A 22,111-nucleotide genomic window follows, 5' to 3' on the forward strand; every position below is an offset into this window, starting at 1 on the left:
ATCGGTGGATCAGTAGTTCAGGCCGCGGCCTGTTGCCGGGGGACAATGTCGGCGCCGAGGAATCCGCCCAGCGCCCGGTAGAATCCAGCCTCGTCATCCCACGGAATCATGTGGCCAGCGCCTGGCACATGGCTGACTTCAAGCTGCGGCAACAGCCCGCGAAGCTCTTCGATATCCCCGGCGCGAACCACATCGCCACGGCCGGCCACCATCAGCAAGGCGGGAATGCCGATGCCCGGCAGGTCGGCATGCACGTCATCGGTATGGAAGCCCTGGAAGCTGGCCAGCACCGCGCGCTCGTCGCAGGTGTGCAGCCATTCGGCGCGCAGCGCGAGTTGCTCGTCGGTCCAGGTGGGACAGAAGCGCCGCATGGTCTCGATGTCCACGCCATGGCGCGCTACCGCCATGGAGTCCACATACCAGGCGAGCTGCGCCGGGTAGTCGCGCCGGCCCGGGCCCGAGACCGGCGGATCCACCATGACCAGCCGCGCCAGCCCCGCTGGCCGGCTGCGCGCGGCGCGAATGCCGATGCGCGCGCCCATCGAATGGCCCACCACGCTGTAACTTGGCAGGTTCATCGCCTGCGCGAATGCCAGGACGTCGGCGGCCTGGGCGTCCAGGCTGTAGTCCAGCGTGTCCGACGCGGACGACAAGCCGCGCCCGCGCACATCCAGCACATAGGTATCGAACTGCTCGCCAAGGCGCTCGCCAACGAAGCCCCAGGTGATGGCCGGGCTGGTGATGCCCGGCACCACGATCACCGGATCGCGCGTGACGCGCGCGCCGTTGTGGCCGCCATAGCGCAGGTAGTGCTGGCGGATGCCGTTGGCATGGACGTTGCCGCCACAAACAAAGGTGCTCATGTCAGTAGGCTCCCGAAAGCAATGCGCCCGCGCCGGGCACGATCGGCTCCAGGTCGAGCTGCTTGAGGAGCGCGTAGGTGGTGGCGATGGCGGCGGTGATCACCGGCTTGCCGGTCATGGCTTCCACCTTGGCCACCGCCGGCAGGGACGGCATCTGCACGCAGGCCGACAGCACGATGGCGTCCACGTCCTTGGTGTTCATCTGCGCGACGATGCCGGGCAGCTTGGCCGGATCATGGCGGCCCACTTCCAGGTTGTCCGGGATTTCCAGCGCGCGCCAGTCCACCACTTCATAGCCTTCGTTGCGGATGTAGTCCACCACCAGCTCCGTCAGCGGCTTCATGTACGGCGCGACCACGGCGATGCGCTTGGCGCCGATGACCTTGAGCGCGTCAATCAGCGCGCCGGCGCTGGTGATCACGGGCGCATCAGCGCCGTTGGCAGCGGTATGGGCCTGCAGGCGCTTTTCAGAGACGCGATGGTAGCCGTGGCCCATCGCCATGATGGCCACCAGGCAGGCATAGCCCAGCACGTCGACGCGGGCGTCGCTCAGCTCCAGCGCGCAGCGGTCGGACTCGGCATCCATGGCCGCGAGTTCTTCCTTGACCACCTTCTTCATGCGCATGCGGCTGGAGTGGAAGGTGAACCGCTCGGGCCGCACCTGCTGGCGCAACGTCAGCATCGCGGGGATTTCGGTTTCCATCGTGGTGTTGGAACTCGGCACGATCTGGCCGATCCGGAAGGTCTTTTGCACGGGGCGCTCCGTAATGTCGGAAGTGAATGGTCGGAAGTGAATATTCAGGTTCGTCGGACTGCTAAGGGCCATCGTCTACCGTCAGTCAATCTTCAAAGCTTGGGTTCACAGCTTGAGAATGCGTTCGGCATTGCCATGGCAGACAAGGCTGCGGGTGGCCTCGTCCATGGGTGCCTGCTCGATGAAATCCGCGGCAATCGCGGTGGATTCGTAGGGATAGTCGACCGAGAACAGCACGGCCTCGGCGCCCATCTCGGCGATGGCGCCGTTCAGCGCGGCCGGCGAGCACACGCCCGACGTGGTGATCACGATATTGCTGCCGATGTACTCCGACGGCTTCTTCGCCAGCTTGATGCCGTGCGAGTACACGGCGAAACGGCTGTCGAAGCGCCAGCGCTGGAACGGCAGCCCCTCGCCCATATGGCCAAGGATGAGCTTGAGCCGGGGGAAGCGGTCGAACACGCCGCCGAACACCAGCCGCAGCGCGTGGCTGGCCGTCTCCACGCCCCAGCCCCATGCCGCGCCGCTGATTTCGGGATGGCCCGAGTACGCGTGCGGCGCGACAAAAGCATCGGTCGGGTGCAGGTACATGGGCACGTCGAGCTCCTGCATGCGTTCCCAGAAAGCGTCGTAGGCAGGGTCGTCGTAATACACGCCCTGCGTATGGCCGTTAACCAGCGAACCCTTGAAACCGAGCTGCTTCACGGCGCGCTCCAGTTCATCCGCCGCCACCGCGGGATCGTGCATGGGCAGCGCGGCAAAGCCCGCGAAGCGCGTGGGATGGCGCGCCACCTGTGCCGCCAGGAAGTCATTGTTTTCGCGGGCACGGCCGATGGCCGCGGCGCGATCCGTCTCGCCCTGCACGCCCGGGCCAGTCTGGGACAACACGGTGAAATCGATGCCTGCGCGGTCCATCTCGCCGATGCGGATGTCGTCGAAATCAGCCAGGCGCTTGGCAAGGTCGGCCATGACCGCTGCGTCGATGTGCTGGAGGTATCCCTTCGAATAGGCCTGGAAACCGGGGGCCATGAAGTGTTCTTCCAGGGCAATCTTGCGAATTCTCGTCATGCTGTGGCGACTCCTGTTTGGGTGGTGGCTTACCTAATTGATCAGTATGCTGAGCATTTTTAATATAGCAACGAGGTTGGGGAATGTCTAGGCGGAGTCAAAAGGGTTAACCCCCATAACACTGATAAATTCTGCTCAGTACACTGATTGAAATTACTCAGCATGCTGACAGTGTAGAGCACATACACGCGCAGGCTGGGCCGCCCCCGGAGAGAGAGACCATGACGATCAGCCTGACCAATGACGGTGCCGCCGTGCGCAAGCAGGGCATGACAAGGGAAGAACGCAAGGTGATCCTCGCGTCGTCCTTCGGGGCGCTGATGGAGTGGTACGACTTTTATATCTACGCAGCGCTGGCGGTCTATTTTGGTGCATTGTTCTTCCCGCCCGGCAACGAGACGACCGCCTTCCTCGCCAGCCTGGCCACCTTCGGCGCGGGCTTCCTGGTGCGGCCCATCGGCGCGCTGCTGTTCGGCCGCCTGGGCGACAAGATCGGACGCAAGTACACGTTCCTGGTCACGATCCTGCTCATGGGGATCGCCACGGTGGGAGTCGGATTGCTGCCCACCTACGGCCAGATCGGCATCACCGCCACCATCCTGCTGGTGGCGCTGCGCCTGCTGCAGGGCCTGGCGCTGGGCGGCGAGGTGGGCGGCGCGGTGACCTACGTCGCCGAGCACTCTCCGGTGGAAAAGCGCGGGCTCTACACCAGTTCCCTGCAGACCACGGCCACGCTCGGCCTGCTCTCCTCGCTGCTGGTGGTGTACCTGCTCAAGACCTTTCTCACCGAGGCGCAGTTCCGCGAATGGGGCTGGCGCCTGCCGTTCCTGGTCTCGTTCCTGATGCTGGTGGTGTCGGTCTATATCCGCGGCAAGCTGCATGAGTCGCCGATCTTCGCGCGCATGAAGGCGGGCAATGCCACCTCGAAATCCCCGATCCTGGACAGCTTCACGAACTGGGCCAACCTGAAGTACGTGCTGCTGCTGTTCGTGGTGGCGTCCGGGCTCGGCGCCATCTTTGGCACCGGGCATTTCTACACGATGTTCTTCGTCAACAAGACGCTGCACGTCCCGCTGGAACTGGTGCACCTGCTGATCGGCATCGCGCTGGTGATCGCCACGCCCTGCTACCTGTTCTTCGGCTGGCTGTCGGACCGGATCGGCCGCAAGTACATCATGATGGCCGCCTGCCTGCTGGCGGCGCTGACCACCCAGCCCATCTTCAAGGGCCTGACCCACTACGCCAACCCGGCACTGGAGCAGTTCCAGCAGCACAACACCGTGCGGCTGCGCGCCGGCGATTGCCACTTCCGCCTGTTTGCCGAGCCGGTATCGGCCTGCGACAAGGTCAAGGGCTACCTGACCGATCTCGGCGTCGGCTACGAGTTCACGCAGGATGATGTCCGCACGCAACCCGACCTGCGCATCGGCGGCACCACGCTGCAGGGCTTTGACAAAGCGGCAATCAAGCAGGCGCTGGTGGCGGCCGGCTGGCCGGAGCACGCGGACCCGGCGGCCATCAACCGCCCGATGCTGTTCCTGATGCTGCTGATCCCCATCCTCTTTCTCGCCATGGTGTACGGCCCGCTGGCGGCGTTCATGGTCGAACTGTTCCCCGCGCGCATCCGCTACACCTCGCTGTCCCTGCCCTTCCACCTGGGTGCGGGCTGGGTCGGCGGCATGCTGTCCTTCGTGGTGACGGCGATGAACGTGTCCAGCGGCAATGTGTACTTTGGCCTCTGGTATCCGGTCTCGATCGCCGCCATCGCGTTTGTGATCGGCCTGATCTTCGTGCCCGAGACCCGGGGCCGCGACCTGGATACCTGATCCGCCCCCGGCTTCGTCATCTGGCCCGAAATTTGCTCAGTACACTGCTGTTTATATTCAGCATACTGATCGACGCACCAAGACGAAGCCGGCCGGTACACAAACGATGCATGGCGAAGTGTGCCGTTTTTACCTTGATTGTTTAATCCCATTCACCCTGTCTGGAGCGCCCCCATGAAGTCTCTGCACAACGCACGCCGTACCCCTGTCTCTGCCTTAGTCCCTGCCCTGATCCCCGCCTTGATCGCCCTGCTATGCAGCACCGCTGCGCTGGCGGATGCCACCGGCGTGAAGGTTGGCGTGATCACCGATATGTCCGGCTCCTACGCCGATCTCTCGGGCCGCGGCTCGGTGCTCGCGGCGCAGATGGCCGTGGAAGAGTTCGGCGGCAAGGCGCTCGGCAAGCCGGTCACGGTGCTCTCCGGCGACCACCAGAACAAGGCGGATATCGCCTCGTCGCTGGCTCGCCGCTGGTTCGACACCGATGGCGTGGACATGGTGATCGACTTCCCCAACTCCTCCACCGCGCTGGCGGTGCAGGAAATCGCCAAGCAAAAGCAGAAGATCAATATCGTCTCCACCGGCGGCGCCATGGCGCTGACCAACCAGAACTGCTCGCCCACCGGCTTCCACTGGGGCTGGGATACGTATTCGGTGTCGGCGCCGCTGGTCAAGCGGCTGATCGCCGACGGCAAGAACAGCTGGTACTACATCACCGTGGACTACGCGCTGGGCCAGTCGCTGGAATCGGACTTCCGCAAGGAGGTGGAGGCCAGCGGCGGCAAGAACGTGGGCAGCACCAAGCATCCGCTTAACGCCAGCGATTTCAGCAGCCCCATCGTGGCGGCCTCCGCCTCCAAAGCCAAGGTAGTGGTGCTGGCCAACGCCGGCAACGACATGATCAACGGCGTCAAGGCCGCGGGCGAGTTCGGCCTGATCAAGGGCGGCCAGACCGTGATCACGCCGTCGACCTTCATCACCGACCTGAAGAGCCTCGGCCCCAGCGTGGCGCAGGGCCTGACCTATGTGGACCCGTTCAAGCTCGACCTCGACGCCAAGTCGAAGGCCTTCGTGGAGCGCTTCTACGCCAAGCACAAGGCTTACCCGACGCACGGGCAGATCGGCGTGTATTCCGGTGTGCTGCACTACCTGAAGGCGGTTGAGGCGGCCAAGACGGTGGATGGCCCGGCCGTGGCGGAAAAGATGCGTGCCCTCGCCGTCAACGACGACTTCGTGCACGCTGGCAAGGTGCGCGTGGATGGCCGCATGGTGCACGACATGTACCTGGCGCAAGCCAAGACGCCGGCAGAATCGAAGGGCCCGTGGGACCTGGCCAAGTACATCGGCACGATCCCGGGCGACTCGGCGTTCCGTCCGCTGTCCGCCAGCGAATGCGCCCTGGTGAAGAAGTGAGCCGCGATGACCAACCGCTATGCAATGACAACACGGAGCACGCATGAGCCAGGCTGACGTCATCCTTGAAACCCGGGGACTCACCAAGGAGTTCAAGGGTTTCACCGCCGTCAGCAAGGTCGACCTGCGCATTCGGCGCGGCGCCATCCACGCCCTGATCGGGCCCAATGGCGCCGGCAAGACCACGTGCTTCAACCTGCTGACGAAGTTCCATACGCCCTCCGCCGGCACCATCCTGTTCAACGGCGAGGACATCACGCGTGAGCGCCCCGCCCAGATCGCCCGCAAGGGCGTGATCCGGTCCTTCCAGATCTCGGCGGTATTCCCGCAGCTCACCGTGATGGAGAACGTGCGGGTGGCGCTGCAGCGCAAGCTCGGCACCGCCTATCACTTCTGGAAGAGCAAGCGCTCGCTCGACGAACTCAACGACCGCGCTGTCGCGCTGCTCAAGGCAGTCGGCCTGGAAGGCTTCGCCGAACTGCCGACCGCCGAGCTGGCCTATGGCCGCAAGCGCGCGCTGGAGATCGCCACCACGCTCGCCATGGACCCGGAGCTGATGCTGCTCGACGAGCCCACCCAGGGCATGGGGCACGAGGACGTGGAGGTGGTGACCGCCTTGATCAAACAGGTTTCCGCGGGACGCACCGTGCTGATGGTCGAACACAATATGAGCGTGGTGTCGTCCATCGCCGAGCGCATCACCGTGTTGCAGCGGGGCGCCATCCTGGCCGAAGGGCCGTACGAGGAAATGGCGCGCAACCCGCAGGTGATGGAGGCGTACATGGGCACCGCCGATGCCGCACTGACGGAGGCCACATGATAAGCCAACCCATCAGCCAGCCCACTCCGGCCTTGCAGATCCAGGACCTGCACGCCTGGTATGGCGAATCCCACATCCTTCACGGCGTGGACCTGACGGTCGATCCAGGCGAGGTCGTCACCGTGCTCGGCCGCAACGGCGCCGGCCGCACCACCACCATGCGCGCCATCATGGGGCTGGTCGGGGCCCGCAAGGGTTCGATCCGCGTCAACGGGTGCGAGACCATCGGCATGAAGACGCACCGTATCGCGCCGCTGGGCCTGGGCTATTGCCCGGAGGAACGCGCGATCTTCTCCAGCCTGTCGTGCGAGGAGAACCTGATGCTGCCGCCGGTGTTCAAGCCGGACGGTGCAACGCCAGGCCGCGAGCCAATGCCGCTGGACGAGATCTACGCGATGTTCCCCAACCTGTGGGAGCGCCGCAAGAGCCAGGGCACGCGCATGTCCGGCGGCGAGCAGCAGATGCTGGCCGTCGCCCGCATCCTGCGCACCCGCGCGAGCGTGCTGCTGCTCGATGAAATCTCGGAAGGGCTCGCGCCGGTCATCGTGCAAACCCTCGCAAGAATGATCACCACGCTCAAGAAGCGCGGCTACACCATCGTGATGGTGGAGCAGAACTTCCGCTTCGCCGCCCCGCTGGCAGACCGCTTCTACGTGATGGAGCACGGCCGCATGGTGGCGTGTTTCGACGCCGGCGAGCTCGAGCGCAAGATGCCCACGCTGAACGCCCTGCTTGGCGTGTAAGGAACTATCGTCATGGAATTCTTTGGCATACCCATGCCCGCCCTGCTGAGCCAACTGCTGCTCGGACTTGTCAATGGCTCGTTTTATGCCATCCTGAGCCTCGGGCTGGCAGTCATCTTTGGCCTGCTCAACGTCATCAACTTCGCCCACGGCGCCCTGTTCATGCTGGGCGCCGTGCTGGCGTGGATGGGCCTCACCTACCTGGGCCTCAATTACTGGCTGATGCTGGTGCTGGCCCCGCTGGTTGCCGGCGTGCTGGGCGTGGTGCTGGAGCGCACCATGCTGCGCCGCCTCTATCGCTTCGACCACCTCTATGGCCTGCTGCTGACGCTCGGCATCAGCCTGCTGATCGAGGGGCTGCTGCGCTCCGGCTACGGCGTCTCCGGCCTGTCCTATGCCACGCCTGCGGCACTGGCCGGCGCCACCGATGTGGGCTTCATGGTGCTGCCGAACTACCGCGCCTGGGTGGTCGTGGCCTCGCTCTCCGTGTGCTTCGTCACCTGGTACGTGATCGAGAAGACCCGGCTTGGCGCGTACCTGCGCGCCGGCACGGAGAACCCGCGCATGGTGGAGGCATTCGGCATCAACGTACCGCTGCTGGTGACGCTGACCTACGCCTTCGGCGTGGGGCTGGCCGCCTTTGCCGGCGTGCTGGCCGCGCCGGTGATGCAGATCTCGCCGCTGATGGGCCAGAACCTGATCATCACCGTGTTTGCCGTGGTGGTGATCGGCGGCATGGGCTCGATCCTCGGCTCCATCGCGACCGGGCTGGGCCTGGGCGTGTTCGAAGGCATGACCAAGGTGTTCTACCCGGAGGCCTCGGCTACCGTCGTCTTCGTGGCCATGGTGTGCGTGCTGATGGTGCGCCCCGCCGGCCTGTTCGGAAAGGAAAAATAATGACTCTCGATTCTCGCGCAAGACTGACCGGCGCCTTGCTGATGGCGGCCGTCGCGCTGGCGCCGTTCCTCGGCGCCTACCCGGTGCTGGCGATGAAGCTGATGTGCTTTGCCCTGTTTGCCTGCGCCTTCAACCTGTTGCTGGGCTTTACCGGACTGCTGTCCTTCGGCCATGCCGCATTCTTTGGCGGGGCGGCCTATGCCTGCGGCTTTGCGATGAAGTCCCTGCACGTCACGCCGGAACTCGGGCTGCTGGCGGGTACCGCGTTCGGCGCGCTGCTCGGCCTGGCCTTTGGCGCACTGGCGATCCGGCGCCAAGGCATCTACTTTGCGATGGTCACGCTGGCGCTGGCGCAGATGTTCTACTTCTTCTGCCTGCAGGCGCCAGTCACCGGCGGCGAGGATGGCTTGCAGGCGGTGCCGCGCGGCAGCCTGTTCGGGCTGCTCTCGCTGGAGAGCGACCTGACGATGTACTACGTGGTGTCCATCGTGGCCGGTGCCGCGCTGCTGCTGATCGCGCGCGTGGTCAACTCGCCGTTCGGGCAGGTGCTGCGGGCCATCAAGGAGAACGAGCCGCGCGCCATCTCGCTGGGCTATGACACCGACCGCTTCAAGCTGCTGGCCTTTGTGCTGTCTTCCGCGCTGGCCGGATTGGCGGGCGCCATGAAGACACTGGTGCTCGGCTTTGCGACGCTGACCGACGTGCACTGGGCCATGTCCGGATCCGTCATCCTGATGGTGCTGGTGGGCGGCATGGGCACCTTGTCCGGGCCCATCCTGGGCGCGCTGGTGATCGTCGCGATCGAGAACAAGCTGGGCGACGCCGGCAGCAGCCTGGCCGCGATGACAGGCGTGGACTGGTTCAACACGTTGGGCGAGTCGGTCAGCATGGTCACGGGCCTGGTCTTCGTGGTCTGCGTGCTCACCTTGCGCCGCGGCATCATGGGCGAAGTGCAGGCCCTGCTGGCGCGCCGGGCCGCACTGGCGCGCCCAGCCCCGGCCAGCGCCGCCACGGCCTTCCACGGCCATCCCGCCGCCTCGGGCACCCCCAAGGGTTAACGCTGATTCAGTCAGCAATTTAATTCAGTACACTGACAATTAATATTCAGCATACTGATTAAAGGAGATGCATCATGGCTTGGACCAAGATCGCCACGACCGGCCAGCTTCAGGACGATGAAGTGATGCCGCTCACGCTCGGGGACGCGCAACTGGCCCTCTACCGCAGTGAGGGCGAGTTCTTCGTCACCGACAATGTCTGCACGCACCAGTACGCCCTGCTGTCCGACGGCTACCTGGAAGACGGCTGCATCGAATGCCCGCTGCACCAGGCGCGCTTCGATATCCGCACCGGCCAGCCCATGTGCGCGCCCGCGACCCAGGCCATCAAGGTCTACCCGGTCAAGATCGTGGACAACGACGTCATGGTCGATGTCATGGTCACCGCCTGAGCGCCGGCCATGTCTCAAGACGCCCCCATCCTGATCATCGGCGCCGGCCAGGCTGGCGCCACGGCCGCCGCCACGCTGCGTTCGCTGGGCCATGACGGCGCCATCGTCATGGTCGGCGGAGAAGCGCACGCGCCATACGAGCGCCCGCCGCTGTCCAAGTCCGTGCTGGCTGACGAACAGCAGGACGCGCGCATCGGCGTGCATGCGGCGGGCTTCTATGCGGAGCAAGGCATCGACCTGCGCCTGGGCACCACCGTGGCCTCGCTTGATCCCGCCCGCGCCACGGCGCATTGCGCCGATGGCCAGGCGCTTGCCTTCAGCCACTGCCTGCTGGCCACCGGCGGGCGCGCCCGCACCTTGCCCGCCCTGCCCGAGGGGCAGCCCCGGGTGCATTACCTGCGCTCGCTCGCCGATGCGCGCGGCTTGCGGGCCGCTCTGCGCCGCGAGCGTGCGGTGCTGGTGATCGGTGGCGGCTTCCTCGGCCACGGTGGTCGAAGCCGCGCCGCTGTTGCTGCAGCGCGCCGTGCCCCCGGTGTTCTCGGACTGGCTGGCGCAACGTGTGCGCAGCCTCGGCATCGACCTGCGCCTGGGCTGCGGCATCGCGTCGATCCCGCCGGCCGCCAATGAGGTCGCGCTCACGCTGACGGACGGCAGCGCGCTGCGCGCCCCGCTGGTGGTGGTGGCCATCGGGCTGCATCCCAATGTGAGCCTGGCGCAGGCGGCCGGGCTTGCGCTCCACCCGGCAAACGGTGGCATCCAGGTCGACCTGCACTGCCGCACCAGCGCGCCAGGCGTGTTTGCCGCTGGCGATTGCGCCAGCCAGTTCCAGCCGCTGTTCGGCCAGCAGATGCGCCTGGAGTCGTGGCAGAACGCCAACGAGCAGGCCCGCATCGCCGCCGCCGCCATGCTCGGCGTGGAAACCGCCCCCGCCGCCGTGCCCTGGTTCTGGACCGACCAGCTCGGCTGCAACATCCAGATGCTGGGCGCCGTGGACCCCGCGCTTCGCTACACGCTGCGCGGCAGCATCGAAGCCCCCGACGGCGGCAAGCCACCCGGATTCCTGCTGCTCGGCATGGCCGGCGCGCAACTGCGCCATGCCATTGCCTGCGCTCATCAACCGCACGCCGCGCGCCAAGGATGCCGAACTGGCGGCCTGCCAGTGGCCGGAGGATGCCCTGCATTTCATCCCGGACTGGGTGTACACCAGCAACGCCGTGTACGACCTGGAACTGGAGAAGATCTTTCGCGGCCGCACGTGGAACTTCGTCGCGCTGGAGGCCGAGATCCCCAACACCGGCGACTTCAAGCGCTCTTACGTCGGGCCGACGCCCGTCGTCGTGGCGCGCGCGGAAGACGGCTCCGTCAATGTCTTCGAGAACCGCTGCGCGCATCGCGGCGCGGAATTCTGCCGCCATGGCCAGGGCAACGCCAAGGAGTTCGTCTGCCCGTATCACCAGTGGTCCTACGACCTGAAGGGCAACCTGCAGGGCGTGCCGTTCAAGCGCGGCGTGAACCGGGCCGGCGGCATGCCCAAGGACTTCCGCAACGAAGACCATGGCCTGGTGAAGCTGAACGTGGCCACGCGCAACGGCGCGACATGGAGCCGCTGGACGTGTACTTGACGCCGGAAATCCTCAAGGATTTCGATGTGGTGTTCAATGGCAAGCCGCTCAAGATCCTCGGGTACTACAAGAACGAGTTGCCCTGCAACTGGAAGATGTACCACGAGAACCTGAAGGACCCGTACCACGCCACGCTGCTGCACTCCTTCCTGGTGGTGTTCGGCCTGCTGGTGGCCGGCAACGACTCGGCCATGATCGCCGACCCGGTGCACGGCCGCCACGGCACCATGGCCTCGGCCAAGAAGGAGGACAAGTACGCGGCGGTGAGCGACGAGAACAAGAAGGAAATGCGTTCCTACCACGAGGGCATGCGCTTGCAGGACGACCGCTTCCTGGAATACATCAAGGAGTTCGACTCGCCGTGGTCCGTCACCATGCAGACCATCTGGCCGAACCTGATCGTGCAGCGCGAGATGAATACCCTGGGCGTGCGCCAGATCGTGCCCAACGGCCCGGACAGCATGCTGATGCAGTGGACCATGTTCGGCTATGAGGATGACACCGAGGAAATGACGCGGCACCGCCTGCGCCAGGGCAACCTGATGGGCCCGGCCGGCTTCCTTGGCCTGGAAGACAACGAGGCGATGAAGTTCGTGCAGGAGGGTGTGCGCCGCTCCAGCACCGAGCGCAATGTGCTGAAGCTCGATCCCGGCCACGTCGGTACCGCCAACTCGCTGATCTCGGAATCCGCGATCCGCGCCATGTACCAATACTATCGCAACGTAATGGGGTTCTGAACAGCATGACACCAACCATGACACCGACGGCGCACAGCCTCTTTCGGCCCTGCAAGCTGGCCGCCGCGCGCGCGCAAGCGCTGCGCATGGAGATCGACGCCTTCCACAGCGAATACTGCGCCGTGCTCGACGCCGGCATGGTGGAATCGTGGCCGGAGTTCTTTACCGAGCATTGCATCTACCGCGTCACGGCGCGCGAAAACGTGGAGCTCGGCATGCCGGTTGGGCTGGTCTACGCCGAAGGCCGCGGCATGATGCACGACCGGGCGGTGGCAATTGCGCGCACCCAGATGTTCGCGCCGCGCTATATGCTGCATCTCGTGACCAATACGCGCGTCACCGATGAAAGCGAGTCTGGCGAGATCCAGGCTCAGGCCAGCTTCCTGCTGCTGCAAACGCTGGTCGAAGGCGCCACCACCATCCACATGGCAGGCACCTATCACGACCGCTTCGCCCGTATCGAGGGCAAGCTGCTGCTGGCCGAGCGCCAGGTCGTGTACGACACCACCATCATCGCCAACGACCTGGTCTATCCGGTCTGAGCCGGCATGATCCGAGCGCCGGCACCGGGCCGGCGCGCCGCCATTACATGATGCGCAATACGGTGCGGCTATAGTCGTTGTTAGCCTCGACCAGCGTCGACAGCAACTCCATGAACACCTTGCGCTGCGCGGGGCGCAGCGGCGCCAGCATGCGTTCCTGCGCACGCTCCATATCGGCGCGCAGCGACGCCACCACCGTCTGCCCTTCTTTGGTCAGGTGCACGTGACGCGTGCGGCGGTCGGCCGGATTGTCCTTGCGCTCGACCAGGCCACGCTCTTCCAGCCGGCGCACCACGTCGGCGGTGGTGGTGCGGTCGAACCCGACTTCCTGCCCCAGCGCAGTCTGGTCCAGGCCCGGCAGCACCGATAGCACCGTCAGGATGGCGTACTGCACCGGCGTGATGCTGGGCGACTTGCATTCCTCGAAAAACATGGCCACGTGGATCTGGTGCAGGCGACGAACCAGGAAGCCGGGCCGCGCCCAGAGCAACTCCTTCGCCGGGTCTGCTTCGGACTGCACCGGATCCTCGTCCGGAGGCGCGGAGCGCGTCGTTTGACGTTTTGCAGAGGACATTCAACTCACCAAACCTGTTAGCATGCTGACAAGTATAGACGACTGTCCCCGGCCTGCGCCGAAACGCACCGCTTCAGGGCGCTGGTGGCGTCCGCGCTGGCGACCAACAACGTCCTCGCCATTACCGCCCTGCGTTTCGAGCGCGCCCGGCTGCGCGCCGGGCTGTTGAACGAACTGATCGACATCTCCAGCCAACGGCTTGGCGATCCGGGTTACTCCAGCGCGGCGCCCTTGCGCTCCGGAATCAGGAACAGCGTAGCAAGGATATCCAGCACATAGATCGACGCCAGCACGGCGATGGCGGTGCCGAACGAGTAGCTGGCAGCCAGCGCGCCAACCACCAGCGGGCCAAATCCGCCCACCCCGCGGCCGATATTGAACAGCACGTTCTGCGCGGTGGCACGCGCCTGCGTCGGATACAGCTCCGAGATCAGCGCACCGTAGCCACCGATCATGCCGTTGACGAACAGGCCCATCACCGCCCCGCCGAACAGCAGCGCGTAGGGGGTTGAGAGCTGGGAGTAGACAAAGACCATCACCACCGCCCCGACCTGGTAGATCAGGAAGGTGGGCCGGCGGCCGATGCGGTCCGCGAGCTGGCCGAACACCCAGATGCCGATGGCCATGCCGATGATGGTCACAGAGGTCCACAGCGCGGATTTGGTCAGCGAGTAATTGAACTGCTTGGCCAGGTAGGTCGGCATCCAGATCATCAGGCCGTAGTAGCCGAAATTCTGTACCGAGCACAGCACCACCACGCCCAGGCTGGCCCGCGCCGTCGCGGCGTCGGCCACCAGCATCTTGAGCGGATTGCCCTTGCGCGCCACCTTGCTGCCTTGCACAAATACTTCCGGCTCGCCGATAAAGCGGCGCACCACGAACGACGCCACGGCGGGCAGCACGCCGATGGCAAACATGCCGCGCCAGCCGATATAAGGCAGCAGTACCGGCGTGAGCAGCGCCGCGGCCAGCACGCCCGCCTGCCAGCCAAGGCCCACATACGAGGAAACGCGGGCACGCTGGCCGGGCCGGCAGGCCTCGGTAGCCAGCGCCATGCCGATGCCGAACTCGCCGCCAAGGCCAAAGCCGGCGATGGTCCGGTAGGCCAGCAGGTCCCAGTAGCCCTGCGCGAGCGCGCACAGGCCGGTGAAGACGGCAAACAGCAGGATGGTCCAGGTCAGCACCTTCACCCGGCCCACGTAATCGCTCAGGATGCCGAAGACGATGCCGCCGGCGACCGCGCCCACCAGCGTCCAGGTGACCAGCGAGCCCGCCTGGGTGCTGGTGAGCCCAAGGCCGGCAGAGACCGCGCTCAGGATAAAGCCGAGGATCAGCAGGTCGAAGCCGTCCAGCGCGTAGCCGACCGACGAGGCGATCACGGCTTTGCGGGCGTAGGCGTCCTGCTCTTGTTCAGTGAGGCCTTGCCGGCCGTGCGGTGGATTTGCCACCGCGGCCGGCTCCAGCCCGGTCACCGCGGCGGCGTTGGCATTGCCCTGTGTCATGTCGATTCCCGTGCGCCACAAGCGAAAAATTTTGCGAGATTCTACTCTCGTGGCTGGCCGGGCGTGGCTGGCCGGGGCCGGCGAAGGGGCAACGGGAAACACCGGGGAGTATCTGGCACGCAGGCCCTTGGCGCGCAGCACGCGCATCGCGCTGCGCTGCGCGACTTGCCTGAAAGGGAAGAAGACAGCCGCCAGGCGATGGCGGAAATTGCCGCAGCCACCTCACAGCCACCTCAAGACGTCGCATGGAAAGGAGGCCCTCAGGGGCGCCGGCGCCAACTCGCGACTTACCGTGGTGACACAGAATCGAAATGAGCTGGCACCGGCTCATCACAAGCCGGTGCCAAGCGCCCCAGACATCGGGCACAGGGTGCTTACAAGCTGCCGGGCTTGGTCACCGAAATCGAAACGCGATAGCTCGCTCCGGACCCCGACCACGCCAACGTCATGCCGCCCATTGGCAGTTGCAGTGTCGCGCTACAGTTCTGTGCGGCACCCGTTGAGGTGGTGCAGGCATTCGCGGCACGGTGACGCATCCCGTTGAACGGATCGTTGAAACTCAGCACGTCCGAATGGCTATCCGAAGCAAAGGTACGCGTGACGGTTGACCCATTCAGCGCAGTAATGGTGTGACTATCTTCAGTGACCGCGCTCAGGCCCGTGGTGTTGTCAACAATGCGTTGCCAAAAGGCGCTTGCGGTACCAACCGCCGGCAGAGGCAGTGTCGTTTGCGGGACAAAAACACCTACGCCTCCTCCTTGGCCCAACACTGTGGCAATCCAGAGGATGTTTCCTTGCGCGTTTCTGAATCCAACCGCGTGGAACTGTGCGGTGCCCGCCTGGCTGCCATCGTCAATCCAATCCGCGCCGCCATCGGGCGTGGCGACCAGATGCCCATATGGCGTGACGGTATCGACTGCGCAGCTGCCGTAGCCACTCAAGCAGTTTGTGGCCGATGTGGTTACGCCTTTGGTATAGCCGTGGGTACCAAACTGGTTTGGAAATCGCAGCTCGTCGCGCCTTTGGTGAGCTGATAGGTTGTGCCGCTGATGGCGACGGTCAATTTCGTCGCATCCACCGTCGCCAGCTTTGCAGATCCGTCGGACAGCTTGATCAGGCGGTGATCGCCGCTCTTCAGCGAGGTGCAATCGGCGTTCGCAGGCGCCAGAATGGTGCCGAGGGTCGAGGCGGCGGCAGTGGTGCTGCCCGTGCTGTTGGCAATGGCGGCGCTCAATTCACTCAGGCTGGTATTTGCGCTCGCAATGGTTGATTGCAGGGTATCCAGAATCGCGTCATAGCCCTGATGGCTCCCCGCAGCGATCGCGCCTGCGATAAAGTCGCCGACGCTGGAAGGATCGAATCCGGCCTTCTTGAGTACGGAGACCAAGGCCGATTGGGCGCTGCTGACCGCGGTCGCGCTCACAGCCGTCGTCGGGCCGAACGCTGCCACAAACTGAGCCGGGTTTTGCCCGCCCAACTGGGCAACCAGCAGTTCGGTGAGCGGCGTGATATGCGCGGTCGCGTTGCTGCTGCCCGACCCGGCGCCTGGCACCACTGAATGCAGGATGATCTTGCTGTCGCTGCTGGTGGCGGTCAGCACGCAGGGCAGGACTGCGCCCTTGACTGCGACCGAATAGCTGCCGTCCGTGGCCGTCGTTGTAGCTCCGGAACCTGACGCGCAGGTCATGTTGACTGCGGCACCGGACAACGGCAAACCAGTGGCGACCACACCGCTGACGGTCTGCGCCGCCGGCGTTTGCGTGGCCGTTCCGCCCGACGTGGATGCGGAATCCCCGCCGCCGCCGCAGGCGGCCAACGAAAGCGCTACAAAGCTGATCGCTAAAGGCTTGAGCTTCATTTTTTTCCTCCCTGACCCGTTCTAGTTAGTGGCCCGGATTTTCCGGAAGCCCATCTCGCCGGTCATCATTCAGATGGATGAAATTCAGGGATTTTCGCGGTGCCCCCCGCAGAAAAGCTGTGATAAATTGGCAAAAAGAGATGGTTCTGGCATGGCCCGTGAAGTTTTAGGCCGAATACACCACAATTAAATTGCACTGCTTTTTGGGGAGAAAGCAATTGCTCGGAGACCAGCTTATCGGGGACCTCTATGAGGCCGCGCTGCACCACGACAGCTTTCTTGAGGTGTTCCACCAGGTCACCGAGACTCTGGGTGCCAATTTATTCCACATGTTCAGTTGGGATGCGGCAAGCAACGCCCCCCATCTTTCGGTGTACTCCCCTCGAGGGGAGTTGGATGACGTCATTGCCCGCTACGACCAATACTATGGCGCGCTCGATCCTCGCCGCGGCTTTGTCGAGAAGGCGGCTATCGGCCAGTTCGTCTGTTGCCAGGATCATCTCACCGATCGGGATGTCGAGCGCAGCGAATTCTTCCAGGACTATCAGATCCCGTCGGGTATTCGTTATCTGATGGGCGTTCGCCTGGCTCGCCCAGGCAGCGATGACATCCTGCTCGGCCTGCTGCGGGCATATGGCAGAACGCCGTACTCGCAGAAGGAACGCAACGCCGCAGCGGGCATGACCGGGCATCTACAGCGCTCCATTAATCTCTGGCAGGATGCAAGAATCCTGCACCGCGATGCCGCGCTCGGTGCCGAACTGATGGAGGAACTGGGGCTTGCCGTATTGGCCCTGGACAGAAACTCGCGTGTCGTCTCTGTCAATCAGGCCGCCGAATCCATGTTGCGTGCGACCGCCTGCCTAAGGCTGGCGCACGGTCGCCTGACTGCGGTGGTCTCGGCGGAGAATGATTACCTTCAGGCGGCCATTGCATGCGTAGCAAAGACAAGAAAAGGCGAAAGCTTAGCCTTGCAAGGCGCATTGGACACCCCGCACGAGATTTTTCTCAGCATCACCTCCCTTCCCGCACAAACGCTGCGCGCAGCGTTTGGCGATGCCACCATCATGATTACCGCTAGACGGCGGCGGTGCGCAGGCGCGCTGGTTGTGGCGCAACAGTTGCGGCAGGCTTTTGGCTTGTCCAAGGCGGAAGCTGCGGTGGCAGAGGCGCTCGTCCGGGGCGAGACGCCCGACGAATGCGCGGCCAGCATCGGTGTTTCACTTGCCACGATCCGCACGCAGCTGAGAGCGATCTACGAGAAGACGCACACCCGAACCCAGGCTGAGGCAGTCAGTGCGATGCTGTGGGTACTTCCACGACGTACTCCTTCTGACTAACGGCCGCAGTTCAGTGGCCTTTGAGTACTCCGCCGAATCCCGCATCAAGGCGCTTCGCCCGCCGTTCGATACTGGCTGGGGGTGACACCCGCCCGCTTGCGCATCAGGCGCCTGAGCGCCGTGGCATCCTCATAACCCACCTGCTCGGCCACTTGCTCGACGGACATCCGGCTCGATTCGATCAGCATGCGGGCGCGATTGAGCCGCACACTCTGCACCAGCGCCAAGGTGCTTTTGCCCGTGGCCTCACGGACATGGCGCGACAACGTTCTCTGGGACATGGCGAACTCGTCCGCCAACGCCTGGACGCTGGGTGGATGCGGCAACGCGGATTCGATCCGTGCCACCAGGCGGCCGACCAGCGCGTTGCCATTGGACAGCATGGCCGGTACGACAAAGCGGGCTTGTGCTTGCCGGCCGTCGATCAGCAGAACCCGGCTCACCGCGTCGGCAAGGGCAACGCCAAACCGGCGGCGCAACAGGTGAAGCATCAGATCGGTCTGTGCAAACGCGGCGCCGGCCGTGCTTACGTGATCATCCGCGCAGACCATGCGGTCGGCATCGACGATGCAGCGCGGCTCCAGGCGCTGCAACTCGGCCGCCAGCCACCAGGACGTCGTGACCCGGCGCTGCGCCAGCAGGCCCGCGGCCTGAAGCAAGAACACTGCGGAGCAAGATGCCGCGACATGGCCGCCGGACGCGGCATGCGTGGCAACAGCCCGGGCCGCCTGCCGCGCATCCTCGTGCGCCAGGCGGGCCGCGATGGCATTGGCATCGTCGATGCCCAGCCCCGGCACGACCCAGGTCGTCGCCTGCTTCGCCTCCGTACGCAGCCGCCCTGGCAAGGCTGCGGCTTCGATATGCATGCCGCCGCTCAACGGCACCGAACGGCCCGATGTCGAGACAACACGCCAGGTAGGCCGGGGCAGATGCATGCGCGGCGCGAGCAGCGACGCCGCGCGCAGGATATCGATCGTCGCGGCCACGCTGGTTGAATAGGCGCCGGACAGCGCCAGGACCGTGAAATCCTTCATTGGCTGAAAACGCATTAAACATGTCTAAATTGACACTCGAAGTCTAACGGATCGAAGCGTCTAATGCACCTACCCCAATGACAACTACGCTTCGATGCCCAATATCCTCATCAACATTCCCAAAGGAGCGTTTGCCGGCCCTGCCCGCGCGGATCTCGCCCGTCGCATCAGCGACGCCACCGGCTACGCGCACCTGCGGCATCTGGTGGATGCGGCCTGACTATCCAGCGCACGGGAGACGATGCAATGGTGAACCGCAGCATGAATGAGGATGATCGCCTCGAGGATTTCACACGCCGCACGATCACGATCGACGGCGTCGCCAAGGTAGTCCATATGGCGGGCTCGGGGCCGGCCGTGATCGTCATGACGGAGATGCCGGGCATCAGCCCGCAAGTCGCACGCTTTGCCCGGTGGGTTCGCGATGTGGGCATGACCGTCTACCTGCCGTCGCTCTTCGGCCGCGACGGGGCCGTGCCGGATGCCGAGGCAGGCGCGGCGGTGTTTCGGCGCGCCTGCGTCAGCGCTGAGTTCCGCGCATTCGCGGCCAATCAGTCAAGCCCGGTGACGCAGTGGCTGAGGGCGCTGGCGAGGCTGGCGCACAAGGAGCGCGGTGGCCCCGGCGTTGGCGCCATCGGCATGTGTTTCACCGGCAACTTCGCCCTGTCGATGATGCTTGAGCCCGCGATGCTGGCACCAGTGATCTGCCAACCCTCGCTGCCATTGGACGATCCGGTTGGCATCGAGATGGCGCCTGGCGATCTCGCCGTGGTGCGCGAGCGGCTCAAGCGGGAAGATCTCACCGTGCTGGCCTATCGCTTCGAGGGCGATCGGTTTTGCAGGGCCGAGCGCTTCGCGGCCTATGCCGAGGCGCTGGGCGACCGATTCGTAGGACGCGCGCTGCCGGACAGTGCGGCCAACCCCGATGTCCCGCCCTTCTTTGCCCAGCACGTGGCCTGCCCCCACAGCGTCGTCACCGCCCACCTGATTGACCAAGCGGGCGAGCCGACAGCGGCCGCCCGCGACGAAATCCTGTCGTTTTTTGTGCGGCGCCTGCGCTGCGCGGAGGAAGACGAGAAGGGCTAAGGCCCTCCAGCCTTCAAACCGGCAAGCCTTTCGCCCTCAACACCGCGTCAAAGCGTTCCTGGTCCGTGGTGCCGGTGCGGTTGCCCTCACGGATCGTGGCCTCTTTCTCCAGGTGCGCGCGCGTTTTGCGCAGCACGTCCGCCACTTCGGCAGCCGGCACCGCGATCACGCCATCGGCATCTCCCACCACCAGGTCGCCCGGCATCACCACCAGCCCGGCGCAGGAAACGGGCACGTTGATCTCGCCCGGGCCGTCCTTGCTCGGGCCGCGATGCGTGTGCCCCCGGGCGAAGATCGGCATGCCCTCCTGCGCCCATTCGCACAGGTCGCGCACCGCGCCGTCGATCACCAGGCCGCCAAGCTTGCGGGCGATGCAGGTGGTACGCATCAGGCCGCCTACCAAGGCCTGCGTCACATCGCCGCCGCCATCGATCACCAGCACGTCGCCGGCTTCGACCATCATCAGGGCCTTGTGGATCATCAGGTTGTCGCCGGGCCGCACGCGCACGGTCAGCGCCGGGCCGCACAGCACGGTATCCAGCCGGGCGTGGTACTGGCGCAGGCCAATGGCGCCCACGTTACGGCTCATGGCATCGCCGATGGCGGCCACCGGCATCTCGCGCATGGCGGCAACGAGGTCGGCGGCCGGGCCCGCCACGCGTGGGTTGATGCGATAGCCAGCCGGCCACTGCAGTTGCCGGGAATCGTTACTCATGGCGAAACTCCGAATCGGGTGTAGCCAGCGCCGGGCTCGGCGCTGGCGGGTAGGTTGTCAGCGCAATGCCTCGCACGCCAGGCTCAGCCGCCGCAGGCCCTCCTGCAGCAGCGCAACAGACGTGGCAAAGGATATGCGGAAGAACGGCGACACGCCATAGGCACCGCCCTGTAGCACGGCCAGGTTCTGCGCCTCCAGCAGGTAGAGCACGAAATCGGCATCGGTCTCGATCCGCTTGCCTTCCGGCGTCAGCTTGCCGATCAGGGCTGCGCAGGAAGGATACACATAGAATGCGCCTTCCGGCGAGTGGCACTGGATGCCCGGGATGCGGTTGAGCTGCGCCACCACCATGTCGCGTCGCGCCTGGAAAATGCGCGTGCGTTCGGCGATGAAGTCCTGCGGGCCGCTCAGGGCTTCCAGCGCGGCGGCCTGGCTGATGGACGATGGGTTGGACGTGCTCTGCGACTGCAACTTGACCATGGCCTTGACCAGCGCCGCCGGCGCGCCGCCGTAGCCGATGCGCCAGCCTGTCATGGCGTAGGCCTTGGACACGCCGTTGATCGTGAGCGTGCGCGCCTTCAGCGCCGGCTCCACCTGCGCGATGGTGCAGAATTCGCGGTCGTCATAGAGGATGTGCTCGTAGATATCGTCCGTCATCACCCACACCTGCGGGTGGCGCAGCAGCACCTCGGCCAGCGCCTTGAGTTCCGCGCGGGAATACGCCGCGCCGCTCGGGTTATTGGGAGCATTGAGCACCAGCCAGCGCGTGCGCGGCGTGATGGCGCGCTCCAGGTCTTGCGGGCGCAGCTTGAAACCATTCTCCGGCGGGCAGTCCACGAAGACCGGCGTGCCGTCGGCCAGCAGCACGATGTCGGGGTAGGACACCCAGTAGGGCGCCGGCACGATGACCTCATCGCCCACGTCCACCGTGCACATCAGCGCGTTGAAGATGATCTGCTTGCCCCCGGTGCCGACGATGATCTCGCTGGCCGCGTAGTCCAGGCCGTTGTCGCGGCGGAACTTGTCGGCAATCGCCGCCTTGAGTTCCGGCGTGCCGCCGACGTCGGTGTACTTGGTCTTGGATGCCGACATGGCGCGGGTGGCGGCCTCGCAGACGTGCTGCGGCGTGTCGAAATCCGGTTCGCCGGAAGTGAGGCCGACGATGTCCCGGCCGCTGGCGCGAAGCTCACGCGCGCGTTGCCCTGCCATCGAGCTGGGCGATGGCTTGATCCGCTTGAGGCGGGCTGCGATGATTGTCATGGTTTGG

The 22,111-nt window shown here is 65.0% G+C and carries 21 protein-coding genes and 2 pseudogenes; 13 read left to right on the forward strand and 10 right to left on the reverse strand.

Going from position 1 to position 22,111, the window contains the following annotated elements; genetic code table 11:
- Positions 1-17: 17 nt before the first annotated feature.
- From OR16_RS06340 to OR16_RS06350, 3 genes are all read right to left on the reverse strand, one after another.
- Positions 18-863 carry an alpha/beta fold hydrolase gene (locus OR16_RS06340; RefSeq protein ID WP_006157133.1) on the reverse strand — a complete coding sequence of 282 codons (846 nt, stop codon included), beginning with the start codon at positions 861-863 and terminating at the stop codon, positions 18-20.
- A 1-nt stretch (position 864) separates the two neighbouring features.
- Complete coding sequence (locus tag OR16_RS06345; RefSeq protein ID WP_006157134.1) at positions 865-1,617, reverse strand: maleate cis-trans isomerase family protein; 753 nt, start codon at positions 1,615-1,617, stop codon at positions 865-867.
- 105 nt (positions 1,618-1,722) lie between these two features.
- The gene (locus tag OR16_RS06350; RefSeq protein WP_006157135.1) at positions 1,723-2,685 is read right to left on the reverse strand and encodes an amidohydrolase family protein; all 963 of its coding nucleotides are present in this window, start codon (positions 2,683-2,685) and stop codon (positions 1,723-1,725) included.
- A gap of 221 nt (positions 2,686-2,906) precedes the next feature.
- Between OR16_RS06350 and OR16_RS06355 the strand changes: the two genes are divergently transcribed.
- The 10 genes and pseudogenes from OR16_RS06355 (at position 2,907) to OR16_RS06400 (ending at position 12,735) form a co-directional block, all read left to right on the forward strand.
- On the forward strand, positions 2,907-4,511 hold the full coding sequence (locus tag OR16_RS06355; RefSeq protein ID WP_006157136.1) for an MFS transporter: 1,605 nt from the start codon (positions 2,907-2,909) through the stop codon (positions 4,509-4,511).
- A gap of 240 nt (positions 4,512-4,751) precedes the next feature.
- Positions 4,752-5,924 (forward strand): ABC transporter substrate-binding protein, encoded by a 1,173-nt coding sequence (locus tag OR16_RS06360; protein WP_006157137.1) that lies wholly within the window; start codon positions 4,752-4,754, stop codon positions 5,922-5,924.
- Between the two features lie 43 nt (positions 5,925-5,967).
- Positions 5,968-6,744: an ABC transporter ATP-binding protein gene (locus tag OR16_RS06365; protein ID WP_006157138.1), complete on the forward strand. Its 777-nt coding sequence runs from the start codon at positions 5,968-5,970 to the stop codon at positions 6,742-6,744.
- Complete coding sequence (locus tag OR16_RS06370; RefSeq protein ID WP_006157139.1) at positions 6,741-7,487, forward strand: ABC transporter ATP-binding protein; 747 nt, start codon at positions 6,741-6,743, stop codon at positions 7,485-7,487. Before OR16_RS06365 ends, OR16_RS06370 begins: the two co-directional genes overlap by 4 nt.
- Positions 7,488-7,499: 12 nt before the next feature.
- Positions 7,500-8,384 (forward strand): branched-chain amino acid ABC transporter permease, encoded by an 885-nt coding sequence (locus OR16_RS06375; RefSeq protein WP_006157141.1) that lies wholly within the window; start codon positions 7,500-7,502, stop codon positions 8,382-8,384.
- Positions 8,384-9,442, forward strand: a complete 1,059-nt coding sequence (locus OR16_RS06380; RefSeq protein WP_006157142.1) for a branched-chain amino acid ABC transporter permease — start codon at positions 8,384-8,386, stop codon at positions 9,440-9,442. The genes OR16_RS06375 and OR16_RS06380 overlap by 1 nt, the downstream gene beginning before the upstream one ends.
- A 74-nt stretch (positions 9,443-9,516) precedes the next feature.
- The gene (locus OR16_RS06385) at positions 9,517-9,834 is read left to right on the forward strand and encodes a non-heme iron oxygenase ferredoxin subunit (RefSeq protein WP_006157143.1); all 318 of its coding nucleotides are present in this window, start codon (positions 9,517-9,519) and stop codon (positions 9,832-9,834) included.
- A 9-nt stretch (positions 9,835-9,843) separates the two neighbouring features.
- Positions 9,844-10,825 (forward strand): annotated as a pseudogene (locus OR16_RS40965) (NAD(P)/FAD-dependent oxidoreductase); the annotation flags it as partial.
- Positions 10,826-10,928: 103 nt separating this feature from the next.
- A pseudogene (locus OR16_RS06395) lies at positions 10,929-12,193 on the forward strand (aromatic ring-hydroxylating dioxygenase subunit alpha).
- Positions 12,194-12,210: 17 nt separating this feature from the next.
- Positions 12,211-12,735: an aromatic-ring-hydroxylating dioxygenase subunit beta gene (locus tag OR16_RS06400; protein WP_006157145.1), complete on the forward strand. Its 525-nt coding sequence runs from the start codon at positions 12,211-12,213 to the stop codon at positions 12,733-12,735.
- A gap of 43 nt (positions 12,736-12,778) precedes the next feature.
- Here OR16_RS06400 and OR16_RS06405 read toward each other — a convergent pair whose 3' ends face one another.
- From OR16_RS06405 to OR16_RS45410, 4 genes are all read right to left on the reverse strand, one after another.
- Positions 12,779-13,309, reverse strand: coding sequence for a MarR family transcriptional regulator (locus OR16_RS06405; protein ID WP_043418674.1), 531 nt, complete (start codon positions 13,307-13,309; stop codon positions 12,779-12,781).
- Positions 13,310-13,521: 212 nt separating this feature from the next.
- Entirely contained in the window at positions 13,522-14,811 is a 1,290-nt protein-coding gene (locus OR16_RS06410) for an MFS transporter (RefSeq protein WP_006157148.1), read from the reverse strand.
- A gap of 374 nt (positions 14,812-15,185) precedes the next feature.
- Entirely contained in the window at positions 15,186-15,752 is a 567-nt protein-coding gene (locus OR16_RS45405; protein WP_237716954.1) for a hypothetical protein, read from the reverse strand.
- 20 nt (positions 15,753-15,772) lie between these two features.
- Positions 15,773-16,669: a hypothetical protein gene (locus tag OR16_RS45410; protein ID WP_006157150.1), complete on the reverse strand. Its 897-nt coding sequence runs from the start codon at positions 16,667-16,669 to the stop codon at positions 15,773-15,775.
- Positions 16,670-16,887: 218 nt separating this feature from the next.
- On the opposite strand from OR16_RS45410, the gene OR16_RS06420 reads away from it, so the two are divergent.
- Positions 16,888-18,009: a helix-turn-helix transcriptional regulator gene (locus OR16_RS06420; RefSeq protein WP_006157151.1), complete on the forward strand. Its 1,122-nt coding sequence runs from the start codon at positions 16,888-16,890 to the stop codon at positions 18,007-18,009.
- 44 nt (positions 18,010-18,053) lie between these two features.
- Here OR16_RS06420 and OR16_RS06425 read toward each other — a convergent pair whose 3' ends face one another.
- Positions 18,054-19,043, reverse strand: coding sequence for a GlxA family transcriptional regulator (locus tag OR16_RS06425; RefSeq protein ID WP_006157152.1), 990 nt, complete (start codon positions 19,041-19,043; stop codon positions 18,054-18,056).
- Positions 19,044-19,137: 94 nt separating this feature from the next.
- Here OR16_RS06425 and OR16_RS47205 point away from each other — a divergent pair, with 94 nt between their 5' ends.
- Together OR16_RS47205 and OR16_RS06430 are read left to right on the forward strand one after the other, a co-directional pair.
- Complete coding sequence (locus OR16_RS47205; RefSeq protein WP_272942829.1) at positions 19,138-19,263, forward strand: hypothetical protein; 126 nt, start codon at positions 19,138-19,140, stop codon at positions 19,261-19,263.
- Positions 19,264-19,289: 26 nt separating this feature from the next.
- Positions 19,290-20,129, forward strand: coding sequence for a dienelactone hydrolase family protein (locus OR16_RS06430; protein WP_006157153.1), 840 nt, complete (start codon positions 19,290-19,292; stop codon positions 20,127-20,129).
- Positions 20,130-20,142: 13 nt separating this feature from the next.
- Here OR16_RS06430 and OR16_RS06435 read toward each other — a convergent pair whose 3' ends face one another.
- Entirely contained in the window at positions 20,143-20,844 is a 702-nt protein-coding gene (locus OR16_RS06435; protein ID WP_006157154.1) for an RraA family protein, read from the reverse strand.
- Positions 20,845-20,901: 57 nt separating this feature from the next.
- Positions 20,902-22,104 carry an aspartate transaminase gene (locus tag OR16_RS06440; RefSeq protein WP_006157155.1) on the reverse strand — a complete coding sequence of 401 codons (1,203 nt, stop codon included), beginning with the start codon at positions 22,102-22,104 and terminating at the stop codon, positions 20,902-20,904.
- Positions 22,105-22,111: the final 7 nt, after the last annotated feature.

It is taken from the genome of Cupriavidus basilensis OR16 (assembly GCF_000243095.1).
GTDB classification, from domain to species: domain Bacteria; phylum Pseudomonadota; class Gammaproteobacteria; order Burkholderiales; family Burkholderiaceae; genus Cupriavidus; species Cupriavidus basilensis_D.